The sequence below is a fragment of the Sphaerisporangium sp. NPDC004334 genome, from assembly GCF_053602655.1.
The window spans coordinates 154858-180008 of sequence record NZ_JBSGDZ010000002.1 but is presented as its reverse complement, the minus strand read 5'-3'; the positions used below and the strand labels follow the sequence as shown (position 1 = coordinate 180008).

Here is a 25151-nt window from a genome sequence, read left to right as displayed (position 1 = left end):
CAATGCGGCACAAACACGAAATACCTCTCACCTACTCACCTAAGGTGGTTTCTCATGTCTCAGGTACGTCGGCAGATCGCCCGCCCGCGCCCCAGCTGGGGTTGGCAGGATGACGCCGCGTGCCGGGGAGAGGACCTTGTGCTGTTCTTCGGCCCTGACGGCGAGCGTCAGCCGGAGCGCGACATCCGTGAGCGCAAGGCCAAGGCCATCTGCGCCCAGTGCCCCGTCCGTGCGGAGTGCCTCGACTACGCCCTTTCACGTCCCGAGAAGTACGGCACGTGGGGTGGGCTCAACGAGGACGAGCGGGCGTCCGAGCGCCGTCGGCGCATGCGGCGTGCCGCCAGCGCGGGCATCAGTGCTGCCTGACCCTCCACCGGCATGATCCCTCCAGCATGATCATGCGGCTTTTCCGCTCCTGTACGCCTCCAGGGCCGCAATTGCCGCATGATCGTGCGGATGCCCTTCCCCCGGAAGGCATCCCCCGCTCCACCGCCCCCTGACAAGGGCACCCCTCGCGAAGCATCGCTCTGGCGGGGGCGCCGCGCCGCCGCCCCCGCCGAGCCCTCGCTCCCTGCGCTCCAGCGTGACGCCACCGCTCGACGCGAGCACCTTCCGCGAGCGTCCAGACCTCACCGCTCGACGAGCCTCCCGCTCCAGTCCCGCATCGTCACCGCTCGCGTCTCAGCAGGGCCAGGACGTCGGCGTCGGTGAGCTGGTCGAAGCGCTGGTACCACTGTCCGACGGCGTAGAAGCCCGCCGGTGTGGCGAGGGCGACGACCTGGTCGGCCTCCTCGCCGAGCGCCTTCACCGTCCGCGACGATCCCACCGGCACGGCGAGCACCAGCCGGCGCGGCCCGCTCGCCCGCACGGCGCGCAGAGCCGCCCGCGCGGTTCCCCCCGTGGCCAGCCCGTCGTCCACGACCACGACGTCCCTCCCTGCGGTGACGGGCGGCGGTCGATCACCGCGATAGGCCCTGACCCTCCTGGCCAGCTCGGCCCGCTCGCGCGCGACGATCGGCTCCAGCTCCTCGACGGTGGTCGTGAGCTGGGACAGCAGCTCGGCGTCGAACACCGGCTCGCCGCCCTCGGCGATCGCCCCCATGCCCAGCTCCGGCTGCCAGGGGTGGCCGATCTTGCGGGTCACCAGGACCTCCAGCGGCACACCGAGGCGTTCGGCGACCGGCGCCGCCACCGCCACGCCTCCGCGCGGCAGGGCGAGCACGACCGGATCGGACAGACCGGCCTCGGCCAGCGCGTCCGCGAGCAGGACCCCCGCCTCCGCCCTGTCGGCGAAGGGCAGGAAGACCCCCCTGCCAGCGCCCATACCTCCAACCTACGCCTCGGCCGACCCACGCCTCGACGCCGTCCCGGGGAGGGCCCTCCCCGGCGGGAGGGGCGGCCCGCCCCCGTCCTGCGGGGCGGGCCGCCGTGAGCCGCCACAAGGATCAGGGGCGTCCCCGGCCGCGCACCGACTTGTGGATGATCTTCCACTTGCGCGTCTCCTCCGCGCGGAGCCGGGCGTCGCCGCGCCTGGCCATCCACGCGGCCTCGCGCTGGAGCTTGCGCCAGCTCTCCAGGCGGCGCTCGGGCAGCTCGCCCGACTCCAGCGCCGACAGGACCGCGCAGCCGGGCTCGCTCTGGTGCGCGCAGTCACCGAAGCGGCAGCTCTCCGCCAGTTCTTCGATGTCGGAGAACACCAGGTCGACGCCCTGGCTCATCTCGTACAGACCCACCCGGCGGATGCCGGGCGTGTCGATGATCAGGCCGCCGCCGGCGAGCGGGATCAGCTCACGGTGCACCGTGGTGTGCCGGCCCCGGCCGTCGCCCGCGCGGACCTGCTGGGTCTCCATGACCTGCTCGCCCGCCAGCGCGTTGACCAGCGTGGACTTTCCCGCGCCCGACGCCCCGAGGATCACCGCGGTGCGGGAACCGGCGAGGTGGTCGCGCACGACCTCCACCCCCTCGCCGGTGATCGAGCAGACGGCGTGCAGGTCGACCCCGGGCGCCGCGGCGGCCACGTCGTCCAGCAGACCGGCCAGGTGCTCGCCGACCAGGTCGGCCTTGGTGATCAGGACGACGGGCCGCGCCCCGCTCTCCCAGGCCAGCGCGAGCAGGCGCTCGACCCGGCCGAGGTCGGCGAAGTCGGTGGCGTGCAGGGCCGGCTCGGCGACGAACACCACATCGACGTTGGCGGCGAGCACCTGCCCCTGGGAGTCGCCGGACAGCCCGCCCCGCGAGTCGCGGCCCACCCCGCCGCGGACGAGGCTGGTCCTGCGGGGCAGGACCGCCTGCAGCTCGTGGCGGCCCTCGGGCAGCCGGGTGAGCGCGGCCCAGTCGCCCACGCAGGGAAGGGCGACGGGGTCGGCCGCCGCCGCGCGGCGCAGCGGGGCGGCGTACTGGGCGTGGTGGTGGCCGTCGGCGGTGATGACGTCGGCGGCCCCGCGGTCGACGCGGGCCACGCGGGCGGGGACGGCGCCGCCCGGAAGATCTGCGGCCAGGGAGTCGTCCCAGCCCAGAGAGAAAAGATCATGACCTGAGGCGGTCAACTGAGGCACCTTTCGAAGACCGGGCGCCTCGCGGCTTCAGCGCGCGACGGCCACCCGGAGGGAATCGGACACGGGCATGCCTAGAAAGACCCGCATGATCCTCACCTCCATTCGAACGATGCCGCCGTCCTGCAACGGCGAAGCCGGGCCCACCTTATCGCGGGCCCGGCTCGCCAGGGCAACACATTTAACCTCCGGCGCCGCGCGGCGCCGGAGGGCGGCTCAGCTCAGCCCGGGGGCCGGGAACTTGGCGGTGAGCTCGCTGACCTCGCCGTGGACGCGGGCGATGACCTCCTCGGCGTCGCCCTTGGCCAGGGCGGTGACGACCTCGTCCATCCACGCGCCGATCTGCCGCATCTCGCTCTCGCCCATGCCGCGGCTGGTGATCGACGGGGTGCCGATGCGCAGGCCGGAGGGGTCGAAGGGCTTGCGCGGGTCGAACGGCACGGTGTTGTAGTTGGTCTCCAGGCCGGCCCGGTCGAGGGCCTGCGCGGCCGGCTTGCCCGCGACGCCCTTGGAGGTCAGGTCGATCAGGATGAGGTGGTTGTCGGTGCCGCCCGAGACCAGCTCGAAGCCGCGGCCCGCCAGCTCCTCCGCCAGCGCCTTGGCGTTGCGGACGACCTGGTGGGCGTAGGCCTTGAAGTCCTCGCCCGACGCCTCGCGCAGCGCGACGGCGATGGCGGCGGTGGTGTGGTTGTGCGGGCCGCCCTGCAGGCCCGGGAACACGGCCTTGTTCAGCGCCTTGGCGTGCTCGTCGTCGGTGGCCATCAGCATGGCGCCGCGCGGGCCGCGCAACGTCTTGTGCGTGGTGGTGGAGATGACGTCGGCGTGCCCCACCGGCGAGGGGTGGGCGCCGCCGGCGACCAGGCCCGCGATGTGGGCGATGTCGGCGGCCAGGACGGCGCCGACCTCGCGGGCGATCTCGGCGAAGGCCGGGAAGTCGATGGTGCGCGGGATGGCGGTGCCGCCGCAGAAGATGAGCTTGGGACGGTGCTCGAGGGCGAGCGCGCGCACCTCGTCCATGTCGATGCGGCCGGTGTCCTGCCGCACGCCGTACCTGACCGGGGTGAACCACTTGCCGGTGGCCGAGACCGACCAGCCGTGGGTGAGGTGGCCGCCGAAGGGCAGGCCCATGCCCATGACGGTGTCACCGGGGTTCAGGAAGGCCATGTAGATGGCGAGGTTCGCCGGGGAGCCGGAGTACGGCTGCACATTGGCGTGGTTCACGCCGAACAACGACTTGGCGCGCTCGATGGCCAGGGTCTCGATCTGGTCGATCACCTGCTGGCCCTCGTAGTAGCGCTTACCGGCGTAGCCCTCGGAGTACTTGTTGGTGAGAACGGTGCCGGTGGCCTCGAGAACGGCCCGGGAGACGTAGTTCTCCGAGGGGATCAGCTTGACGGTGTCGGCCTGACGGCGTTCCTCCGCTCTGATCAACTCGGCGATCTCCGGGTCGACGTCCGCAAGAGAACTCATGGCCCTACCCTTCGTTGGCTCCGGCGGAGACCCAGGCGCCCGGCCTCCGACCTCTTCGCTCCCTGGTGGTAGCCCCCACCCAGACGCGCCGGTCACGTCGCGTTCCGACGGTTAGACGATAGCGGACTCGCCGTTTCTGCCGAGCCCGCCACCCGGCCACGACCGGTCGACCTCGGCGTTCAGCGTGGCCCCGATGAGCACCGCCAGCGCCGTGATGTAGAGCCACAGCAGCACGGCGATGGGCGCGGCCAGCGAACCGTAGATCGACAGCGGCGTGAACCACGCGGCCAGCACCTCGCGCAGGACCGCCGCGCAGGCGATCCAGATCACCAGCGCCAGCACCGCCCCGGGCACCTCGCGCCACCAGCGGGTGCGCACCGGCACGCTCACGTGGTACAGCAGCGTGAGCACCAGCACCGACCCGATGGTGACCACCGGCCAGTACAGCACGCTCACCAGGCCGCTGTACTGCGGCAGCGCGTTGGACAGGATCGTCGGCCCGACCACCAGCACGGGGATGACGAGCAGGCCGATGAGCAGCGCCGCCAGGTACAGGCCGAAGGACAGGATGCGCGTGCGGATGATGCCGCGGGTCTCGCCGAGCCCGTAGGCGATGGAGATCAGGTCGACGTAGACGAACAGGGCGCGCGAGCCCGACCACAGCGCGAGCAGGAAGCCCACGGAGATGAGCGACACCTGGCCGCCGCGCAGCACGTCGTCCAGCAGCGGCCGCACCACGCGCTCGATGGTGTTGCCGGTGAACAGCAGCCGCGACTGCTGCAGGACCCATCCGCGGGTCTCGGCCACGGTGCCGGGACCGAGCACACCGCTCATGTGCCCGAGCAGGCCGATGAGCCCGAGGACGAACGGAGGGAGCGACAGCAGCGCGAAGAACGCCGCCTCCCCGGCCAGGCCGGTGACGCGGAAGTTGAACCCCGCCACGGTGGTCGCGCGCACCAGCGCCCACAGGCGCGACTCGCGCAGGCTGCCCCAGGTCTTGGATCCGCGCACGGCCGAGAGCCCGGCGGCGGCGTTCCGCTTGGCCCGGGACCTGACCAGCCTCCAGCGGGGCGTGCGGCCGGAGGGTCCGGGCGACCTGGCAGGAGCGCCGGTGGACGTCATGGCATCCAAAGGTATTCGCAACATGGCCCTACCACGACCCCACCGTGTAACGATCGCCTTGCGTGGCGTCTACCCCGTGAAGTGCCGTCCTATCTGCCCCGGCATGGGCGACCTTCAATGGTATCCGGCGAATCTTCGGAAACGGCGGTGAAAGCGCAGGTCAATGGCCGGTCAAGCCCTCGCGGAGATCGGCGGATCACGGCGAGGATCATCCGTCCAGCGCGATGGCGTTCTTGGCCAGGTCGACGGACTCCTGGGAGGCGGGGCCGCCCGGGTTCTCGGTGGCCAGCGCCTGGTTGCGCTCGGCGAAGGGGCGCATGCGCCGCTCGTACTGGGCGAACGCCCGCCGGTGGTCGCCGTCGGCCGCGGCGAGCTCGGCCGCCAGGACGTACGCGCCCACCAGGGCGAGGCTGGTGCCCTGGCCCGACAACGGCGAAGCGCAGTAGCCGGCGTCGCCGGCCAAGGTGATCCGCCCGCGCGACCAGGACGGCAGGTGGATCTGGGCCATCGCGTCGAAGTAGAAGTCGGGCGCCTTCCACATGGCCGAGAGCAGCCGCGGGATCTCCCAGCGCATGCCGCCGAGCCGCTCGGCGAGGATCCGGCGCTGCGCGTCGAGGTCGCGGTGGTCGAAGGCGAGCGGCTCGGAGGCGAACCCCAGGTTGACCCGCAGCTCGGTGTTGCCGCGGGCCGGGTAGATCCCGCCGCCGGCGTCGCCGTCGCGGATCCACACCTGCCAGTCCGCGAGGCCCAGCAGGTTCTCGGCGGAGAAGACGGCCACGTACATCCCGAGGTGGCGGGTGAAGCCCGCCTCCGGTCCGAACGCGAGCCGCCGCACGGTGGAATGCAGCCCGTCCGCGCCGATCACCAGGTCGAAGGTGCGCGGTGCGGCTCGCTCGAACTCCACGCGGACGCCGTGCTCGTCCTGCTCGAGCGCGGCGATCGAGTCGCCGAACAGGTACTCGGTGCTCGCGGCGGTCCGCTCGTACAGCAGCCCGGTGAGATCCTCCCTGAGCACCTCGATGTCGTCACCGTCCAGCGGGCCGCTGCTGTAGGTGTGCTCGGTCGTGCGCATGATCTCCGCGCCGTCGCCGTCGAGCACGGACATGCCGCGCATCCGGGTGCGCACGCGGCGCAGCGGCTCCAGCATGTCCATGCGCTCGGCCACGTCGAGCGCCACGCCGCGGACGTCGATCGCCTGGCCGCCGGGACGCGGCGCGGGCGCGCGCTCGACCACGGTCGGGGTGAGGCCGTGGCGGTGCAGCCAGTACGCCAGCGCCGGGCCGGCGACGCTCGCCCCGGAGATGAGCACGGTGGTCATCTGATGTCTCCTCGTCGTGTCGTCACGTTGTACGCAAAAGTGAATGTACAACGTACGCATGAGAACACACAAGCCTGTGACCTGTGATTATGTACTAGTACAGCAGGTATGGCAGTCGCGGTCTGCTAACGTCTGTCCTAGTACAGATAGGGAGGTGGCGGGGCCGTGACCGTGGAGCCGCCGTACCGGCGCATCGTCGCCGACATCCGCCGGCAGATCGCCGAGGGCCGGCTCACGCCCGGCGACCGCGTGCCGTCGACCCGGCAGATCGCCCGGCAGTGGGGCGTGGCCCTCGCCACCGCCACCAAGGCGCTGACCACGCTGAGGCAGGAGGGGGTGGTCAGCGCCCTCCCCCGCGTCGGCACGGTCGTGGCCCCCCGCGCCGGCGAGGACCCGCCGCCCGGCCCGGCCGCGGCGCGCGGCTCCGGCGGGGACGGGGCCGAGGGTGCCCACCAGGGGCACGAAGACGCCCTGCTCGAAGCCGGTCCGGCGCATGACCGCACCCTGCTCGAAGCCCGTCCGGCGCATGACCGCACCCTTCGCGCGGCCCGTCCAGGGCATGACCGCATCCCCCGCGGGGGGCGGTCGTCCCCCGCGCCCGGACAGGCCGGGCACCGCGAGCCGGAGCTGACACGCGAGCGCGTCGTGCGGGCGGCGATCGAGATCGCCGACGCGGAAGGGCTGGACGCGCTGTCCATGCGGGGCGTCGCCGCCCGGCTCGGCGTGGCCACCATGTCGATCTACCGTCACGTCCCCGGCAAGGACGAGCTCACGCTCCTGATGGCGGACGCCGCCTTCGGCGAGCACTCCTACCCGCCCGAGCGCCCGGCGGGATGGCGGGCCCGGCTGGAGGAGAGCGGCCGCGCCCTGTGGGGCCTGCACCGCCGCCACCCCTGGCTGGCCCAGCTCAGCCCGCTCACCAGGCCGCTGCCGCTGCCCAACCTGCTCACCCACGGCGAGCACATGCTCGGCGCGCTCGAAGAGCACGGCCTGACCGCCTCCACCATGCTGGACCTGCAGGTGATGCTCTACGGGTACGTCCAGGGCCTGGCCGTGCACCTGGAGCGGGAGGCCCACGCCCTGGCCGCCACCGGGCTGTCGGAGGACGAGTGGATGGATCTGCACGGCCCCGCCATGGGGTCCATCGCCGCCGACGGGGGGCATCCGGCCTTCGCCAGGCTCATGGCCGCCTTCGCGGATGGCGGGTACGACCTCGACCTCGACGCGATCTTCGAGCTCGGGCTGCGCGTGCTGCTCGACGGGCTGGCCGTCTTCCTCGGGCGGGCGCCGGGCTCCGATGACGGCACACGGGACGCGGGGGCCCCGGGCCGGAACGCGCCGGGCGCGGGGGCCGCGCGTTAGACCACGCGGAACGCGCCGGGCGCGGGGGCCGCACGTTGGACCACGCGGGACGCCGGAGCCGGCGGGTCAGGGCTGGGCGCACCGGGGCCATGTGCTAGCCAGTGCGGTGACCACATACGTTCACCGGGCGCGGCTCTCCACCCCCGGCCACGTGCTGCAGTGTCGGCGCCGGGTCGGCGGGTCGTGGTACGGCGATGCCGCGCCTGCTACGGCGCCCGAGCCGGTGAACGTCCGTGGACAGCGCACTGGCTAGCTGGTGTGGGACCAGACGAGAACGCTCTCGTGCGGCTCGTCGGCGGGCCGATGCTGGCAGTCGCACCAGGAGCCGCCCCGGCAGTCGTCGTGCCGGTGATCTTTGCACTCTTCGCAGATCACCCGCCCCATTCTCCTCCTGTTCCTCCCAGAACAACACTCGGTTACGCTGACGCCAGCACATGCGAAGCGGAGGTGCCCGTGGCCGTCTCCATGCCCGAGCTGCTGGCCGATCTCCGGGCGGAGGGCGCGGAGCTCACGGCCATGATCCGGACGCTGGACACGGCGGGCTGGGAGCTGCCGACCCCCGCCGAGGGTTGGGCGGTCCGCGACCAGATCAGCCACCTCGCGTGGTTCGACGACGCGGCGACCACGGCCGCCACCGATCCCGAGTGCTTCCGCGCCGCGCTGCCGGCCCTGACGGCCCGCGGGGACACAGCGGTGGACGAGATCGCCGTCGCGGCGCGCAGCCTGTCGCCCGGCCAGGTGCTCGCCTGGTTCCGCGCGGCGCGCGCCCGCAGCCTCGACGCCTTCGGGAAGCTCGACGCCAAGGAGCGGCTGCCGTGGTACGGGCCCGACATGTCGGCCGCGTCCTTCGTCACCGCCCGGCTGATGGAGACCTGGGCGCACGGCCAGGACGTGGCCGACGCGCTCGGCATCGCCCGGGTGCCGACGGCCCGGCTGCGGCACGTGGCCGCCCTCGGCGTGCGCGCGATGCCGTACGGCTTCACCGTCCGCGGTCTCGCGCCGCCGCGGGACCCGGTGCGGGTGGAACTGACCCTCCCGGACGGCACGCCGTGGACCAGCGGTCCCGAGGATGCGGCCGACCTGGTGCGCGGCCCGGTGCTGGACTTCTGCCTGCTGGTCACCCAGCGCTGCGACCTGGCCGACACGTCACTGGAGGTGCGCGGCGACACGGCCGGGGCCTGGACGGCGGTCGCCCAGGCGTTCGCCGGCCCGCCCGGCGACGGCCGCCCGCCCGGCCGGGCGCGGGCCCTCACGTGACCGGGGCCGACGGGGACCCTCGCGTGACCGGGATCCAAGGGGGGCCCCGCGTGACCGCGGCGGGCACCCCTTCTGGGGTGGGCGGCAACCCCTACCTGGGGACGGACACCCCAGCCAAAAGGGGCACCATATCCCAAAGTGTGGACCCGATATTGGACATCGCCCACACGCCGGGTATCGTTTGGGACATGCCAGCGGACCCGCTTCTCGTCGTGCGACGTCACGTCGATTTCCTGCGTGTCCGCAGTGCCATCTGTTGTGACGCTTGTTGACCGTCGCCCCCTGTTGACTCTCGCCAGCTCGGGCCCGTGACAGGCGTCCTTTTTCATGCGCTCACGTCTCAAATCATGAGACGTCAGGCGGCCTGCTCACGAGCGTCCGTGCGATCCGACGACCATTCTCGGCAAAGGACGCCCCATGACCAGCCCGCCCCGGCCTGCCAGCCGCCACCACAAGCGCCCGCGTGGTGAAGGTCAATGGGCTCTCGGTTACCGCGAGCCGCTCAACAAGAACGAGGAGAACAAGAAGAACGATGACGGGCTGAACGTCCGTCAGCGGATCATCGACGTCTACTCCAAGCAGGGCTTCGACTCCATCGACCCCGCCGACCTGCGCGGCCGGTTCCGCTGGTTCGGCCTCTACACCCAGCGCAAACCGGGCATCGACGGCGGCAAGACGGCGATCCTCGAGCCCGAGGAGCTCGACGACCGCTACTTCATGCTCCGCGTCCGCATCGACGGCGGCCAGCTGAGCCTCGAGCAGCTCCGCACGATCGCCGACATCGCCAACACCTACGCCAGGGGCACGGCCGACGTCACCGACCGGCAGAACATCCAGCTCCACTGGATCGAGGTCGAGGCGGTCCCGGCGATCTGGGAGGCCCTGGAGGCCGTCGGGCTGTCGACAACCGAGGCCTGCGGCGACACTCCGCGCGTCATGCTCGGCTGCCCGCTGGCCGGCATCGACGCCGACGAGGTGATCGACGCGACGCCGCAGATCGACGACACCGTCGCCCGCTACATCGGCGACAAGGCGTTCTCGAACCTGCCCCGCAAGTTCAAGTCGGCGATGAGCGGCTGCCCTGCCCACTGCACGGTGCACGAGATCAACGACATCGCCTTCGTGGGCGTCGTCGACGAGCAGGGCGACAGGGGCTTCGACCTGTGGGTGGGCGGCGGCCTGTCCACCAACCCGATGCTCGCCAAGCGCCTTGGCGCCTTCGTCCGCCCCGAGCAGGTCCACGAGGTGTGGGCCGGGGTGATCGGCATCTTCCGCGACTACGGCTACCGCCGGCTCCGTCACCGCGCCCGCATCAAGTTCCTGGTCAACGACTGGGGAGTCGAGCGGTTCCGCGAGGTGCTGGAGAAGGAGTATCTCGGCTACCCGCTGCCGGACGGGCCCGCCCCCGAGACGCCGCGCGGCGGCCGGCGCGACCACGTGGGCGTGCACCCGCAGAAGGACGGCAACTTCTACGTCGGCTTCGCGCCCAAGGTGGGACGGCTGGACGGCGACAAGCTGCACCTGATCGCCGACATCGCCGAGCGGTACGGCTCGGCCCGCGTCCGCACCACCGTCGAGCAGAAGATGGTCATCCTGGACATCGCGCCGGACAAGGTCGAGGGCATCGTGGCCGACCTGGAGGCCGCGGACCTGCAGGTCAACCCGAGCACCTTCCGCCGCCAGACGATGGCCTGCACCGGCATCGAGTTCTGCAAGCTGGCCATCGTGGAGACCAAGGGGCTGGCCTCGGACCTCATCGACGAGCTCGAGCGCCGCCTGCCCGATTTCCGGGAGCCGCTCACGATCAACGTCAACGGCTGCCCGAACTCCTGCGCCCGCATCCAGACGGCCGACATCGGCTTGAAGGGCCAGCTCGTCGTCGACGCCGGCGGCAACCAGGTGGAGGGCTTCCAGATCCACCTCGGCGGGTCGCTCGGCGTCAAGCCCGGGTTCGGGCGCAAGGTCCGAGGACTCAAAGCGACGGCCGACGAGCTGCCGGACTACATCGAGCGCGTCCTGAAGAACTACCAGAGCCAGCGGGACGACGAAGAGACCTTCGCCGACTGGGTCCAGCGCGCCGAGGAGGCGGACCTCACGTGAGGGCCCCCGGCGCCCCCGCCGCGGGTGAGGGGAGGCACGCGTGAGCGAGCGCGCGGTCCCCTTCCACTGCCCGTACTGCGGCGAGGAGGACCTCGAACCCTATGAGGGCGACGGCGGCTGGTACTGCCGCTCGTGCGCCCGCGCCTTCAAGCTGAGGTTCCTCGGCATCGGCGTGCGTTCATGAACGGCGGTGAGTCCTGGGCGCCCCCGCGCCCGGCGGCCGCACACACTGAAGATCGAGGAGTAGTGAGCGAGTCATGACACTGGTGGAGATCGAAGCCGTACTGGAACGACAGCGCGGCGTGCTCGACCTGCGTGGCATCGTCGAGTCCGCGGCCCAGTTCCTCGAGGACGCCCCCGCCCGCGAGATCATCCGCTGGGCCGCGGCCACCTTCGGCGACCGGTTGTGCCTGACCTCCTCCATGAGCGACGCCCTGCTGATCGACCTGGTGAGCCGGGTGAAGCCCGGGGTCGACGTGCTGTTCATCGACACCGGGTACCACTTCGCCGAGACCATCGGCACCCGTGACGCCGTCCAGCAGGTGTACGACGTCAACGTGATCAACGTCAAGCCGTCCCGCACGGTCGAGGAGCAGGACCGCGACCTCGGCCCGCGCCTGCACGGCCGCAACCCCGACCTGTGCTGCTACCTGCGCAAGGTGGAGCCGCTGAACCGCGCGCTCGAGCCCTACCTCGCGTGGATCTCCGGCATCCGCCGCGACGAGTCGCCCAGCCGGGTGGGCACCAAGGTCGTGGAGTGGGACGCCAAGCGCCAGATGGTCAAGGTCAACCCGATCGCCCGCTGGACGCAGGACGACGTCGACAACTACATGTCCGACAACGGCGTGCTGATCAACCCGCTGCACTACGACGGCTACCCGTCGATCGGCTGCGGCCCCTGCACGCGCCGCGTCGCCCCCGGCGAGGACCCCCGCAGCGGCCGCTGGGCCGGCCTCGGCAAGACCGAGTGCGGCATCCACCTGTGACCCGCCCGGGGCACGGCCGCGCGCTCGCGAGGCCGCTTGGCGGCTCAGGCCCATCGAGCCGCCGCGCCCGGGGGTACGGCCATCCCGCCCACCCGTCCGACTCGCGGGCCCGCCACGACCCGCGACCGACCGCACACGAGGCCCGGTTCTGAACACCGTTCCCGGCCCCTTCCGGATCCAGGTCCGGCACGGGCTCCCGATCGTCCTCCCGGGGCGTGTCCCGCCGCTGGTGGCGGTGGCGCACGGGTCACGCGACCCGCGCGCCACCGCCACGGTGGAGGCACTGCTAGAACGTGTGCGCCTTGCCCGCCCTGGTTTGGCCGTCCACGCCGCCTACCTGGACCACGCGCGGCCGTCCCTGCCCGAGGTGCTGGCCACTCTGGACGAGGCCGTCGTCCTTCCCCTGCTGCTCACCGACGCCTACCACACCCGCGTCGACATCCCCGCCTTCCTGCGGGAGGAGGCCGCGCGCCGCGACGCGCACCCCGAGAGGTCCAGGCGCCCCGAAGGGCCCGCACGCCTTGAAGGGTCCGCACGCCGCGAGGGGTCCACCCGCCCCGAGGAGTCCGCGCGCCCGTCCCGCTCCCCCGGCCGCGCCTCCGCGCCGCCGGCCCGGACGCGCCCGCCGCTCGTGGTCCAGCAGGGCGCCGCGCTCGGCCCCCACCCCCTGCTGATCACCGCGCTGGAGCGGCGGCTCGCCGAGGCGGGCGTCGAGATCGGCGACCCGGAGACCGCCGTCGTCCTGGTGTCCGCGGGGTCCAGTGACCGCAGGGCGATCGCGGTGATCGACGAGATGGCCCGTGACTGGGCGCTCGCGCGCGGCTGGCATTCGGTGACCCCCGCCTATGCCTCCGCCGCCTCCCCCACCCCCGAGGAGGCCGTCCTGCGCCTGCTGGCCGCCCACCCCTCCCCTTTGAGGCCCGCGCTCGGCGCCGGCCGCCGCACCTCAGCGCGCCATGACCCTCCAGCACGTCATGACTCTCCGGCGCGCCATGTACGCCCGGCCCGCGTGGTGGTGGCCACCTACCTGCTCGCCCCCGGGTACTTCGCCGACAAGGTGCGGCGCACCGCCCTGGCCGCCGGCGCGGACACGGTCGCCGCCCCCCTGGGCCCCGCCCCCGAACTGGTCACCGTCCTGCTCGAACGCCACGCCCAGGCCCAATCCCTCCTCCGAACGACCACCCCCGTACCGACCCCCGGCTGACCCGTCCGCTGGTTCGGCGCGCAGGGGCGGCGGCGCTCTCACGGGGTCATCGTGGGGCTGCCGCCTGTTCCAGGGTGTCCAGGATGGTGCCGGTGAGCAGGGCGGTTTTGTAGGCGTTCTGGTTCGTGGGGGTGCACCGGGCGGCGGCGCGGGCGGCCGCCTGTTCCAGGGGCTCTCCTGCCAGTAGGGCGCGCTCGACCTCGGGGAGGCGCAGGGGGACGCGCGCGACGCCGCCCACCGCCACCCGGGCGAACCTCACCCGGCCGTCGTCCACCACGAGCCGCGCCGCGGCCTCGGCCAGCGGCCATTCGGCGTGCGCGCGGGCGGTCGCCCGGTGGTAGGCGGCGCGCTCCCCCGCGCGCGGCGGCGGCAGGACGACGGCGGCGAGGATGGCGCCCGGAGGGAGCAGATGGTCCCGCGTGGGGTCGGCGCCGTCCCCGTACAGATCGCCGACGGGGAACGGGTCCGTCGCGTCGTGCGTTTCCACCGACGCCTCGCAGGCGAGCAGCGCCACGGCCAGGGACGAGGGATGCGGGGCGAGGCACGGACCGGTTCGCACGACCGCGGCGCGCAGGGTGAGCCCGTCCTGGGCCGGGCAGTCGTGGCCGCCGTCCTGGAAGCAGGAGAACGCCGGGCTGCGGAAATAGGGGCACCGGTTGCGCTGCAGCAGGTTGCCGCCGAGCGTTGCCACCGCGCGGATCTCGGGCGTCGCCACGGCCGCCGCGGTCCGCGCCAGGCAGGGGTGGGCGGCGGCGAGACGCGGGTCGGCGGCCAGATCGGCGATCGTGGTCAGCGCGGCGACGCGCACCGTGCCGTCCTCCCGCCAGACGACCCCGGACAGTTCCGGCCGGCCGCGCAGGTCGATGTGCGGTCCGGCGGCGGGGCGGGACATCAGGTCGGTGCCGCCCGCGCGGGGTTCCCCGCCGCGCCGCGCGCCCTCGGCGATGCCGGTGAGCGAGGTGGTCATCGGGCGGTGATCCCTTCGAGGAGCCGGTCGGGGCGGATGGGCAGGTCGCGGGGGCGCCAGCCGGTGGCGTTGTGGACGGCGTTGCCCACCGAGGCGGCAACGCCGATGGTGGAGACCTCACCGATGCCGACGCCCCGCCCGTTGACGTGGTCCCACCCCTCCTGGTGGAAGTACACCTCGATCTCCGGACAGTCGCCGATGCCGGGAAGGTGGTAGTCGTCCAGGCCGGTGGTGAGCACCACGCCGGTCGCCGGGTCGACGTGGCGCTCCTCGTACAGTGCGTAGCCGACGCCCTGGACGACGCCGCCTTCGCACTGGCTGCGCGCCAGGCGATCGGCGTAGATGTGCCCGGCCGCGATGCCGGCCCACACCCGCAGCGGCCGGACCACGCCGAGGCGGGTGTCCACCTCCACCTCGGTGACGTGGACGGCGCCGCTGAGCCCGCGACCGAGCGCCATGCCGGCGACGGCGAACGGGGTGAGGTAGCCGCGCCGGTCGCCGCGGCGTCCGCCGACCACGCGGGCCCCCTCGGTCAGGCCGAGCTCGCGGAGCCGCCGGGCGGCGTCGCGCGCCGCGGGCCCGACGGAGGCCGTGCCGCGGCTGCTCATGGCGCCCGGCCCGTGCACGGTCCCGGTCCGGCCGATCTCGACGCGCACCGCCCCGGCGGGCAGGCCGAGCTCCTCGGCCACCACGGCCGCGATGACGCCGCGGACGCCGGTCCCGATGTCCTGGGTGGCGGTGCGGGCCACGACCAGGCCGTCCTCGACCCGCAGCTCCACCTCGGTTCCCGGGTCCACGACGTAGATCCAGTTGGCGGCGGCCACGCCGACGCCGCGGCGGAAACGGCCCGACCCGGCGCCGGTGGCCGGCCGGCCGGTCCACAGGGGCAGCGCCGCCGCCCGGTCGTACAGCGCCCGCCGCTTGGGGTTGCCGTCCCAGCGGCGGCGCAGGGCGATCGGGTCCTCGCCGCGGCGGTGCGCGGCCTCGTCCACCGCCTGCTCCAGCGCCCACAGCAGGGGCGGCGCCCCGGGGCCGCGGAACGGCGCGCCGGGCGGCTCGTTGGTGACCACGTCGTAGTCGCGCAGCCGCCGCGGCGCCTTGCCGTACATCATGCGGGCCTGCAGGGCCACGGCCGAGCCGACGGCCACTCCCCCGCGGCCGTACACGTCCACGGTCAGGGCCGCGAGGTCGCCGGCGTCGTCGGTGAGCAGGGCGATCTCGGTGCGGGTGCCGGGGCGGTTGCCGGCGTCGGCGAGCTCCTCGTCGCGGCCGAGCACCACGCGCACCGGCGCGCCGCAGGCCCGCGCGAGCTCGGCGGCCGCGACGGTCTCGACGGTCACGCCGACCTTGGCGCCGAACCCGCCGCCGACGTGCTCGGCGACGACGTGGACCCGGCCGGCGGGCAGCCCCCACCGCTTGGCGGCCTGCTCGGCGACGACGCCGACGGCCTGGGTGGAGACGTGCAGGTGCAGGTCGCCCGAGTCGTCCCAGCGTGCCACGCAGGCGTGCGGCTCCAGCGGGGTGTGCGCCTGGACGGCCGTGGTGAACCCGCCGGTGACCAGCCGGGGGTCGGCGGCGGCGCGCGCGGCCTCCACGCGCCGGGCGGCGGCGCGGCCCCGCCTGCTGAGCAGGCCGACGGGGCCGCGCACGTTGCCCTGCCAGCCGGCGGGCGGGGACATGCCCTCGCTGTGGCTGGGGGCGCGCTTCCGCGCGGCCTGGTCCTCGTAGACGGGCGGCGCGGCGGGATCGTCGTCCAGGGCGGCCGGGAGGGGGTCGTAGCCGATCGCCGCGCGCCCGGCGATCGCCAGCGCCTCGGCGCGGGTGGCCGCGGCGACCGCGGCGATCGGCTGCCCCGCGTAGCGGACGGTGCGGTCGGCGGGCAGCAGGTCCACCACGTGGGCGGCCGGCAGATCGACCGAGGTGACGCGGGCGTGGGCTCGGGCCGAGCGGACGATCACGCCTTCCAGCAGGCCGGGCGGCCGCACGTCGGTGGTGTACCGGGCCCGGCCGGTGACCTTGTCCATCGCCTCCACCCGGGCCGGCGGGGCGGTGGCGGCGCCGTCGTGCTCACCCCGGCAGGCCGCCGCGATCGCCGCGTGGATGCCCTCGTAGGCACCGCATCGGCACAGGTGCCCCGCCATGGCGGCGGCGACGCGCGCGCGAGGCGGGGCGGTGTCGCCGTTGCGGGCCCGCCAGTCGTCGACGAAGGCGGCGGCCTGGACCACCAGGCCGGGAGTGCAGTAGCCGCACTGCAGGCCGTCGTGCGCGGCGAACGCCCGCTGGACCGGGTGGTCAAGGCCTTCGACGGTGGTGACCTCGCGCTCGGCCACGGCGGCGGCGGGCAGCAGGCAGCTCACGTGCGGGACGCCGTCCACCATGATCGTGCACGCGCCGCAGACCCCGGTGCGGCAGGCCGCCTTGGCGCCGGTGAGGCCGAGCCCGTCGCGCAGGACGTCCACCATCGCCTCGTCGGCCCCGGCGTCCGCCTCGATCGGCTCTCCGTTGACCACGATCTTCACGCGCGGGCTCCCGTCCGAGATGACCGACCTCGTCCGTCGCAGTCTCCGGCAGCCGGGTTGACGTTGGCAATATCACGCGGACATCGTCGGCCTCCTCCGCCGCTGCCGACCGTTCGTCACTTCTCTTCAATCGGCTCCGGGCTTGCAAAGTGATATCACTTTGCTATGGTTGTGCCATAAGCACAGACCCCCCGGAGGAAATCATGGTCAAGGCGGGAACGGTGGAAGAGGTCGCGGTGGAGATGCCGGCGGCGCACGTGAGCGAGCGGCGGCCGCTCGAGGTCTCGGGCTGGCCCGTGCTCGGGCTGTGCCTGCTGCTCGCCGCGGCGGGCGTGGCGGTGCTGGTGACCCAGGGCGAGCAGGGCTCGGGCGGCGTGATCGGCGCGGGGGTGGCCCTCCTGGTGGTCGCCGTCCTGCTGCTCACCGGCCTGATGGCGATCGCGCCCGGCCAGGCCAGGGTGGTGCAGCTTCTCGGCCGCTACCTCGGCACGGTGCGGGCCGACGGCCTGCGGTGGGTCATTCCCTTCACCCAGCGGCGCGCGGTCTCGACCCGCATCCGCAACCACGAGACCGACGTGGCCAAGGTCAACGACGCCGACGGCAACCCGATCGAGATGGCCGCGGTCGTGGTGTGGCAGGTGGAGGACACCGCCAAGGCCGTGTTCGAGGTGGACGACTTCGTGGAGTTCGTGGCCATCCAGACCGAGACGGCCGTCCGGCACATCGCCGGCAACTACCCCTACGACTCCCACGACGACGGCCAGCTCTCGCTGCGCGACAACGCCGACGAGATCACCGGCAAGCTCTCGGCCGAGATCGCCGCCCGCGTCTCCTCGGCCGGGGTCAGGGTCATCGAGTCGCGCATCACCCGCCTGTCCTACGCCCCCGAGATCGCCCAGGCCATGCTGCGCCGCCAGCAGGCGGGCGCGATCGTCGCCGCCCGGCGGCAGATCGTGGAGGGCGCGGTCGGCATGGTGGAGGCCGCGCTGCACCGCCTGGACGCCGCCGACGTCGTCGACCTGGACGACGAGCGCAAGGCCACCATGGTCAGCAACCTGCTGGTCGTGCTGTGCGGCGACAAGGACGTGCAGCCGGTCGTGAACACCGGCTCCCTGTACCAGTGAACGAACGCAAGAAGATCCTCCTGCGGCTCGACCCCGCGGTCCACGACGCCATCACCCGCTGGGCCGGGGATGAGCTGCGCAGCACCAACGCCCAGATCGAGTTCCTGCTGCGGCGGGCGCTCGCCGGCGCGGGGCGGCTCCCCGGCGACGTGGGCGGCATGCCCAAACGGGGCCGTCCCCCGAAGGACCCCGGCGACTCCGCACCGACCGGCGCGGCCGCCGAGGCCGGCGGGACCGCCCCGGACGCCGGAGCCGAGTGACCTGAGACGCCGCACGCGGCCCGCGCGGCCCCCTCAGCGGGGCCGGGCCGGCCGGACCCCTCGCACGACACGACCGAGAGGAGCGACCGGTGGACCTGCCCGGCTCCCTGCCCCAACGGCTCTACCTGCTGGCCTACGACATCGAGCGCGGGCGGCCGACCGCCCGCTGGAAGCTCGGCTACCTGATGCGCGCCGGGATCCTGGCCGAGCTGCTGCTGCGCGGCTGCCTGGACGACGCGACCGGCGGCCCGGTCGCCTCCCGGCCCGCCGTCCCGGACGACGCCGTGCTCGACGCCGCCCTCCAGCAGATCGCCGCGTCCCGGCGGCGCACCTGGCAGCACTGGGTGAACAAGGGCTCGCACCGCGCCGTCCGCCAGGTGCGCGACCAGTTGGAGGCCGGCGGCTGGATCCGCGTGCGGCGCACCCGCCTGCTCGGCGTCATCCCGCTGGCCAAGGTGACGGTCCGCGACACCCGGGTGGTGCGGCGGCTGACCTCGACGGTCTCCTCGGCCATGCGCGGCGGGCAGCCCCTGTCACGGGTCGAGCCCCGCGACGCCGCGCTCACCGCCCTGGCGTCGGTGATCAGGCTCAGGACCGTCATGCCGTGGCGGCAGTGGCGGGCCGTCCGCGAACGCGGCGAGGCACTGGGCGTCGTCGTGGCCCCGGTGCCCCGGGCCCTGCACAAGGCCATCCAGGCCGCCCAGGCCGCGGCCGCCGGTTCCTGACCCGGCGCTCCCCCGGCGACCGGGCCGGGCTCTCGCGCGGCAGCTCGGCCCGACCTGGACCGGGACCACAAGCTCGGCGCGACCGTACGAGGCCGGCGACCCGGCCCGGCGGAAGCGGTGGTCAGCCGTAGGGGGGCGGCGGCGGGGGCGGAGGGAAGGAGCCGTCGCGGCGGCCGTCACGGCGGGAGTCGCGGCGGGCCTGGCGCAGGCCGTCGCGGACCTCGCGCATCGCCTCGTGGTGGGCGCGCCGCACCTCCTCGTGGGCCCGGTGCAGCTCATGGCGCTGCTCGCGCATCCCGAGCAGGTGGTCGCGCCGTCCGGCGTGCATCTCGCCGCGCCTTTCCTGCCACCACTCGCTCCAGGCGAACCACGCTCGCTGGATCGGTTTGGCCTGGGAGTCTCCGATGACCCTGACGTCGCCCATCACGGCGTACGCCCGGACGCGCACCACGGGGACGTGCTGCCCTGGCGGGGCCTCAAGGACGTCCACCCGCTTGTCCCCCATGACCGCGATGCCGGTGAGGTCGACGTCCACGCCGTCGGGCACGATGATCTTGACGTCGCCCATCACCGCCGTGGCGACGATGTCGACCTCGTTGGAGCGCACCTCGGCCTCACGCAGGTCGATCGTCACATCGCCCATCACGGCGACCGCGCCGATCTCCTGGTCGACGCGCCACTTGCCGCGCCGCTTGGTGTCGCCCATGACGGCGACGTACCAGCGTCGGGCCCTGCCGGTACGCGGGGACGGGGAGGGGGACGACGGGAAGGGGCCGGCGGCGGCGTGCGGCACGCCATCCGGCAGGTCGGCGGTGATCTGGGCCAGTTCGGCGTGGGTGGCGGCCAGGTAGGCGGCCTCGGTGCGCTCGGTCAGCTCGGAGAGCGTCAGGCGTCCTTCGACGGAGGCCTCTCTGAGCCGTTCGACGACGGCCTCGCGCTCGGCGTCCGAGGCGCGCATACCACCCGGATCATTCATGGCACGAATCTAGCGCGGCATCACGCCATGTCACGATCCTCCGTAAGGAGGATCTCGCCGCGCGCCTCCACCCGCCGGACGACCGGCGGAACCGGCGCAACGGGCGGGAACCGGCGCGAGGCGAGCGCGCGTCAGGGTCCGGAGAGGGCGGGGGCGGCGTGCAGGACGTCGCGGACCAGGCCTGCGTCCCCCTCCACCTCCGCGGGGAACTCGGCCGGGGCGCCGCGTCCGCCGAGCAGGAAGCAGAAGGCCACGGCCTCGCAGGTGATCGCGGCCTGGACGGGCGAGCCGTCGTCGGGCACGGCCGGACGGGCCACATCGAGCGGAACGTGCCACGCGCCGCCCCCCGGACCGGTCAGCGTGAGGCGGATCGCGCGGTCGCCGCCCTGCATGCCCGACAGCAGCATCGTCCACGGCACCAGCCTGGCGCAGAAGTCGGCCGTCGGGTGGATGTGCCCGTCCAGCGGCAGGGGAAGCGGGCGGCCCAGCACCGCCGCGGTGTCGTCGGTGTGGATCCAGGTCTCCAGCATGCGGGCGAGCAGGTGGTCGGAGACGGGGAAGCCGATGCCGCCCGGCGCGATGACCGTGGCCGGGTCCATCGAGGCGGCGTGCGCGCAGATCGCCTCGGCCTGGAGGCGCCAGTCGGCCCGGGTGCGCTCAGGGTCCTGCCCGGCCGCGAACGCGATCATGTCGGCCGTGCGGGCCAGGACCTCCTGGGAGGCGACCGCCGGGCCCGCGACCGGCGCGCCGATGGCGTCGGCGACCAGGCTGTCGGTGGCGGCCAGGTGGGCGATGAGCTGCTGCAGCGTCCAGCCTTCGACGATGCGCGCCGACCAGTCGGCGGGCGCCGCCGAGGCGAGCAGGGCGTCCATGGCGGCGACGCGCGCGGCGTACGGCGCGGCGACCCCCGTGGTGGCGGCGGGGCGGCGCGCCGACCGGGCGGCCGTCATCAGCCGGGAGAGCGCGCCGCCCGGGGCATCGGCGGCGGCCTCGACCAGCGCGTCCAGGCTCAGCCGGGTCACCGGGTCGGAGGCGACGGGCACGCCGTACGCGCCGAGCTCGCCGCCCGGCGCGGGCGCGTGGCCGTCGGCGGCCTCGCCGTGCGAGGCGGGCACCGGCGGGCCGTGCCGGGTGGAGGAGGTCGCGGACGTGGACGACGTGGAGGGGGGCGTGGGCTGCGCGGATGACGTGGAGGACGTGGAGGACGTGGCGGGGCCGGAGGGGTCGCCGGACGGGCCGGAGTGGTGGTCCACCGTCACACCTCCTTCTCGGCGAGCTCGTCGGCGAGCCTGCGCAGGCCCAGCCGGATGCGGGACTTGACGGTGCCCTCGGGCAGCCCCAGCTCGGCGGCCGCCTGACGATAGGTACGGCCACGGTAGTACGCGAGTTCGATCGCCTCCCGGACCTCGCCGGGGAGCCGGCTGACGGCCAGCCGCACGCGGGCGGCCTCGTCGGCGGCCAGGACCCAGTCTTCCAGCGGGCTCGGCTCGGGATCGGTCAGGCGGGGGCCGAGCGCCGAGACGCGGTGGCGTTCCTCGGTGCGGACGTGGTCGACGGCCCGCCGGTGCGCGATGGTGGCGAGCCACCCGCGCAGCGACCCCCGGTCGGGGTCGAACGCCAGCGGGCGCTCCCAGAAGGTGACGAAGACCTCCTGCACGATGTCCTCGGCGACGACCCGGTCGCGCGTGACCCGCAGCGCGAGCCCCAGCACCAGCGGATACAGCCGGTCGTGCACCTCGCTCAGCGCGCTCTCGTCCCCGCCGACGACGCGCTGGTGCAACAGCCGGTCGTCGGTCGTTCCAGGGGCCTCCACCGGTCCCACCCTTCCTTGGTCAGCGACCCGAGCATCCCACTGTTCCGGGGAAATGTTGAGATGGATGCCTGAGCGCGCATGCAAGAGGCGTTCGGCACCGGACCGCACCGCACCGCCACGCACCGACATGCACCGACACCGCCCGGAGGCTCTCTTGACGCACGACGTCACCAACCAGGTCCCCCCGCTCACCGGCCACGACGTGTCCGCCGACCCCGGCATGGTGGAAGGCGTGCGACGGGAGGGCGCCGACTGGGCCCTCGGGGAGCTGCGCACCCTGGGAACGCTCGCCGGATCGGCCAGGGCCCAGGAATGGGGGCGGCTGGCCAACGAGTACCCGCCGGTGCTGCGCACCCACGACCGGTACGGCAACCGCGTCGACGAGGTGGAGTTCCATCCGGCCTGGCACGAGCTGATGGCCGTGGCCGTCGAGCACGGCCTGCACGCCACGCCGTGGGCCTCGCCCCGGCCGGGCGCCCACGTGGCGCGCGCGGCCAAGTTCTACGTGTGGTCGCAGGTGGAGGCGGGCCACGGCTGCCCGATCTCGATGACCTACGCCAGCGTGGCGGCGCTGCGGCACACCCCGGCCCTGGCGGCGGAGTGGGAGCCCCTGCTGACCTCCCGCGGCTACGACTTCGGGCTGCGCCCGGCCGCCGCGAAGCGCGGGGTGCTGGCCGGGATGGCGATGACCGAGAAGCAGGGCGGCTCCGACGTGCGCGCCAACACCACCCGCGCCGAGCCGCTGGGCGACGGCACGTACGCGATCACCGGCCACAAGTGGTTCAACTCGGCGCCGATGTGCGACGTCTTCCTGGTGCTCGCACAGGCCCCCGGCGGGCTGTCGTGCTTCCTGCTCCCCCGAGTCCTGCCGGACGGCTCGCGCAACGCGATGCGGATCATGCGCCTGAAGGACAAGCTGGGCAACAGGTCCAACGCCTCGGCCGAGGTCGAGTACGAGGGGGCGGTGGCCCGCCTGGTCGGCGAGGAGGGCCGCGGCGTGCGCACGATCATCGAGATGGTCAACATGACGCGCCTGGACTGCGTCATCGGCTCGGCCGCCGGCATGCGGTACGGGGTGACGCAGGCCGTCCACCACGCCACGCACCGCAGGGCGTTCGGCGAGGCGCTCGCCGATCAGCCGCTGATGCGCAACGTGCTGGCCGATCTGGTCCTCGAGTCGGAGGCGGCGACCGCGGTCATGCTGCGCCTGGCCGGTGCGACCGACCGCGCGATCCGCGGCGACACCGGCGAGGGGGCGTTGCGCCGCACGGCCCTGGCGGCGGCCAAGTACTGGGTGTGCAAACGGGCTCCGGCGCACGCGGCGGAGTCGCTGGAGTGCCTGGGCGGCAACGGGTACGTCGAGGAGTCGCAGATGCCGCGGTTGTTCCGCGAGTCCCCGCTGAACGGCATCTGGGAGGGCTCGGGCAACGTGGCCGCCCTCGACGTGCTCAGGTCGATGGCGAAGGATCCGGACAACCTGGACGCCTTCTTCGGCGAGGTCGACCTCGCGAAGGGCGCCGACTCCCGCCTGGACGCGGCCGTGCGCGAGGCGAAGGACTCCCTGGCCGACCCCGCCGCCCTCGAACACCGCGGCCGCCGGATCGTCGAGCGCGTGGCCCTGGTCTTCCAGGCGTCCCTGCTGGTCAGGCACAGCCCGCCGGCCGTCGCCGACGCCTTCTGCGCCTCCCGCCTGAGCCCTGATCGCGGTCTCGTGTACGGCGGCCTGCCGCCCGGCGCGGACCTCGACGCGATCATCGGACGGGCCCAAGTGAGGTTCGCCTGAAAAGTACGGGTGATCCGAAAGGAGATCATCCGCCGGCGGATCGCCCGGTGTCCCGGTCTCCGGCGGCCAGGACGATCCGCGGCATGCTCGCGGGCGCCGTGGGGCCGTGGGGCCGTGGTGCCGCGCATGCTCGTCAGGCCGCGCCCAGCCCAGGATGAGCACTCATCGGCCGGCCACCGGGTAGCGGCTGAGGATCTCGGCTCGCCGCGTCGCCGACGGCCGGTGGAAGTAGAGCAGCTCGCCCAGGGTGTCCATGCACTGGACCGGGCCGGACAGCTCGGCGCCGCGGGTCTCGTCGATGATCAGAAGATCGCTCGTCGCACCGCGGGCCGCCAACTCCGCCATCGCGGCGTCGACCGTGTCCTCCTCGACCACCATGAGCCGGTAGGTGACGGGCACCGGCGGCCGGCCATCGAGGGCCCGCGCGGCGACCTCGAAGCAGCGCATCGCCTCCACCCAGCCGATCCGCCCGCCGGCGGGGTTCATGGCGAGGCCGACGATCGACTGGATCGCCACTTCGGGCGCTTGGTGCTTGGCCATCATGTAGGCGAGATTGCGGACCCAGTCGTCGTACATTCCGGCGTCTATCCCCCGGCGCCGCTGGTGGTAGGCCACGGCCGAGGCGCTGAAAGCGAAGGCCAGTCCCGCCTGCCGCAGCCGATATCCGAGGTCGGTGTCCTCGAGTCCCCAGCCGAGAAATTCCTCGTCGAAACCGCCGATGCGGCGCAGGTGCTCGACGCGCACCGAGGCGTTGCAGGAGAACAGGAGATGCCAGCAGATGGCGAGCCGGTTCATGTTGCCCGAGAATTCGGCCAGCACCTTCTCGCGTGGATCACCCCAGGCGACGGCGGGCATGGCGTCGAAGGCGAATTCGCGGCCGAGGCGCTCCTCGTCGAAGTCTCCGTCTCCGAGGTCCGGGCGGGCGCCGATCACGACGAGGTCATTCCTGAGCCGGTGGTAACGGACGTGTTCGGCGAGGAAGTTCGGCCCCACCACCGTATCGGCGTCGACCATGACGACGAGCTCGCCGGTGGCCTTGGCGATGGCCGCGTTACGGGCGGCGGCCCGGCTCGACCGTTCGGTGCGCGGGAGGTAGAGATAGGTCAGATCGTCATGGCCGGACAGCTCGGCGACCATCTCGCCGGTACCGTCGGTGGAGCCGTCGTCGGCGACGACGAGCTCGAAGGAGTCCTCCGGATCGAGCACGCTGTGCGCGAGCGTGTATAGCAACAGGCGCAACTTGCTCCGCGCGTTGAAGGCTGGAATGACGACGCTGACCTTCACGGAACCTCCTGTGAATGGGCGGCAAAGGACGACCGACACGGTCACGGACACATCGAACGCCGTCGCGACCAGAATTATCAACCGTCCGCAAGTCCTATGCAACGATTGTGGGAGCGGTATCCCTCGTGCTAAAGTCGGCCGACCGATGCCAATACGCTCTGCAAAGCCCATTGTCGGCACAATCGCGTGGCAGACGGCTCACGGACGGTAGCGCCGGGCGGCCCGCCGTCCCATTTCGCGACAAACTCCACTACATATGCGGCGCATTATGGCTATTTCTTCTCGTGGAGTGCGAATCGACGTTGAGAACACGAAGACCTCCGGTGTGG

The 25151-nt window shown here is 73.2% G+C and carries 22 protein-coding genes and 1 riboswitch; of the genes, 11 read left to right on the top strand and 11 right to left on the bottom strand.

All coding sequences use genetic code 11. The features are described 5' to 3' along the window. Positions 1–54 precede the first annotated feature (54 nt). Complete coding sequence (locus ACWEN6_RS02765; protein ID WP_093171423.1) at positions 55–366, top strand: WhiB family transcriptional regulator; 312 nt, start codon at positions 55–57, stop codon at positions 364–366. Between the two features lie 301 nt (positions 367–667). On the opposite strand, the gene ACWEN6_RS02760 is transcribed toward ACWEN6_RS02765, so the two are convergent. From ACWEN6_RS02760 to ACWEN6_RS02740, 5 genes are all read right to left on the bottom strand, one after another. Next, a complete protein-coding gene (locus ACWEN6_RS02760; RefSeq protein ID WP_452568646.1) occupies positions 668–1324 on the bottom strand; it encodes a phosphoribosyltransferase in 657 nt (218 codons plus the stop codon). Between the two features lie 121 nt (positions 1325–1445). Next, positions 1446–2555, bottom strand: coding sequence for a ribosome small subunit-dependent GTPase A (rsgA, locus tag ACWEN6_RS02755; protein ID WP_452568645.1), 1110 nt, complete (start codon positions 2553–2555; stop codon positions 1446–1448). Positions 2556–2768: 213 nt separating this feature from the next. Continuing rightward, on the bottom strand, positions 2769–4022 hold the full coding sequence (glyA, locus tag ACWEN6_RS02750; RefSeq protein WP_452568644.1) for a serine hydroxymethyltransferase: 1254 nt from the start codon (positions 4020–4022) through the stop codon (positions 2769–2771). Positions 4023–4044: 22 nt separating this feature from the next. Beyond that, a riboswitch (ZMP/ZTP riboswitch) is annotated at positions 4045–4128 on the bottom strand. A 5-nt stretch (positions 4129–4133) separates the two neighbouring features. After that, the gene (locus ACWEN6_RS02745; protein WP_452568643.1) at positions 4134–5144 is read right to left on the bottom strand and encodes a YihY/virulence factor BrkB family protein; all 1011 of its coding nucleotides are present in this window, start codon (positions 5142–5144) and stop codon (positions 4134–4136) included. 208 nt (positions 5145–5352) lie between these two features. Next, the gene (locus tag ACWEN6_RS02740) at positions 5353–6462 is read right to left on the bottom strand and encodes an FAD-dependent monooxygenase (protein ID WP_452568642.1); all 1110 of its coding nucleotides are present in this window, start codon (positions 6460–6462) and stop codon (positions 5353–5355) included. Positions 6463–6627: 165 nt separating this feature from the next. Between ACWEN6_RS02740 and ACWEN6_RS02735 the strand changes: the two genes are divergently transcribed. The 6 genes from ACWEN6_RS02735 (at position 6628) to ACWEN6_RS02710 (ending at position 13371) form a co-directional block, all read left to right on the top strand. Next, complete coding sequence (locus tag ACWEN6_RS02735) at positions 6628–7824, top strand: GntR family transcriptional regulator (RefSeq protein ID WP_452568641.1); 1197 nt, start codon at positions 6628–6630, stop codon at positions 7822–7824. Between the two features lie 453 nt (positions 7825–8277). After that, a complete protein-coding gene (locus ACWEN6_RS02730; protein ID WP_452568640.1) occupies positions 8278–9081 on the top strand; it encodes a TIGR03084 family metal-binding protein in 804 nt (267 codons plus the stop codon). Between the two features lie 417 nt (positions 9082–9498). After that, entirely contained in the window at positions 9499–11181 is a 1683-nt protein-coding gene (locus ACWEN6_RS02725) for a nitrite/sulfite reductase (protein WP_452568639.1), read from the top strand. A gap of 40 nt (positions 11182–11221) precedes the next feature. Continuing rightward, on the top strand, positions 11222–11365 hold the full coding sequence (locus ACWEN6_RS02720) for an Insertion element protein (RefSeq protein ID WP_354838959.1): 144 nt from the start codon (positions 11222–11224) through the stop codon (positions 11363–11365). A gap of 73 nt (positions 11366–11438) precedes the next feature. Next, positions 11439–12167, top strand: coding sequence for a phosphoadenylyl-sulfate reductase (locus ACWEN6_RS02715; protein ID WP_380824324.1), 729 nt, complete (start codon positions 11439–11441; stop codon positions 12165–12167). A 235-nt stretch (positions 12168–12402) separates the two neighbouring features. Further along, positions 12403–13371, top strand: coding sequence for a sirohydrochlorin chelatase (locus ACWEN6_RS02710; protein WP_452568638.1), 969 nt, complete (start codon positions 12403–12405; stop codon positions 13369–13371). 46 nt (positions 13372–13417) lie between these two features. Here the strand turns inward: ACWEN6_RS02710 and ACWEN6_RS02705 are convergent, their stop codons facing one another. After that, entirely contained in the window at positions 13418–14338 is a 921-nt protein-coding gene (locus tag ACWEN6_RS02705; RefSeq protein ID WP_452568637.1) for an FAD binding domain-containing protein, read from the bottom strand. Further along, on the bottom strand, positions 14335–16857 hold the full coding sequence (locus ACWEN6_RS02700) for a molybdopterin-dependent oxidoreductase (protein WP_452568636.1): 2523 nt from the start codon (positions 16855–16857) through the stop codon (positions 14335–14337). The genes ACWEN6_RS02705 and ACWEN6_RS02700 overlap by 4 nt, the downstream gene beginning before the upstream one ends. Positions 16858–17060: 203 nt before the next feature. Here ACWEN6_RS02700 and ACWEN6_RS02695 point away from each other — a divergent pair, with 203 nt between their 5' ends. The 3 genes from ACWEN6_RS02695 (at position 17061) to ACWEN6_RS02685 (ending at position 18966) form a co-directional block, all read left to right on the top strand. Further along, positions 17061–17981, top strand: a complete 921-nt coding sequence (locus ACWEN6_RS02695) for an SPFH domain-containing protein (RefSeq protein WP_452568635.1) — start codon at positions 17061–17063, stop codon at positions 17979–17981. Next, positions 17978–18241, top strand: coding sequence for a hypothetical protein (locus ACWEN6_RS02690; protein WP_452568634.1), 264 nt, complete (start codon positions 17978–17980; stop codon positions 18239–18241). Before ACWEN6_RS02695 ends, ACWEN6_RS02690 begins: the two co-directional genes overlap by 4 nt. Before the next feature lie 89 nt (positions 18242–18330). Continuing rightward, the gene (locus ACWEN6_RS02685) at positions 18331–18966 is read left to right on the top strand and encodes a GOLPH3/VPS74 family protein (RefSeq protein ID WP_354919753.1); all 636 of its coding nucleotides are present in this window, start codon (positions 18331–18333) and stop codon (positions 18964–18966) included. Between the two features lie 121 nt (positions 18967–19087). Here ACWEN6_RS02685 and ACWEN6_RS02680 read toward each other — a convergent pair whose 3' ends face one another. The 3 genes from ACWEN6_RS02680 to ACWEN6_RS02670 all read right to left on the bottom strand — a co-directional run bounded on the left by ACWEN6_RS02680 (position 19088) and on the right by ACWEN6_RS02670 (position 21755). Next, a complete protein-coding gene (locus ACWEN6_RS02680; RefSeq protein WP_452568633.1) occupies positions 19088–19942 on the bottom strand; it encodes a DUF1707 SHOCT-like domain-containing protein in 855 nt (284 codons plus the stop codon). A gap of 131 nt (positions 19943–20073) precedes the next feature. Next, positions 20074–21195, bottom strand: a complete 1122-nt coding sequence (locus ACWEN6_RS02675; protein ID WP_452568632.1) for a maleylpyruvate isomerase family mycothiol-dependent enzyme — start codon at positions 21193–21195, stop codon at positions 20074–20076. 2 nt (positions 21196–21197) lie between these two features. After that, a complete protein-coding gene (locus ACWEN6_RS02670) occupies positions 21198–21755 on the bottom strand; it encodes a sigma-70 family RNA polymerase sigma factor (RefSeq protein ID WP_354838929.1) in 558 nt (185 codons plus the stop codon). Positions 21756–21882: 127 nt separating this feature from the next. On the opposite strand from ACWEN6_RS02670, the gene ACWEN6_RS02665 reads away from it, so the two are divergent. After that, the gene (locus ACWEN6_RS02665) at positions 21883–23538 is read left to right on the top strand and encodes an isovaleryl-CoA dehydrogenase (protein WP_452568631.1); all 1656 of its coding nucleotides are present in this window, start codon (positions 21883–21885) and stop codon (positions 23536–23538) included. A gap of 162 nt (positions 23539–23700) precedes the next feature. On the opposite strand, the gene ACWEN6_RS02660 is transcribed toward ACWEN6_RS02665, so the two are convergent. Then, positions 23701–24993, bottom strand: coding sequence for a glycosyltransferase family 2 protein (locus ACWEN6_RS02660; RefSeq protein WP_452568630.1), 1293 nt, complete (start codon positions 24991–24993; stop codon positions 23701–23703). Positions 24994–25151 lie beyond the last annotated feature (158 nt).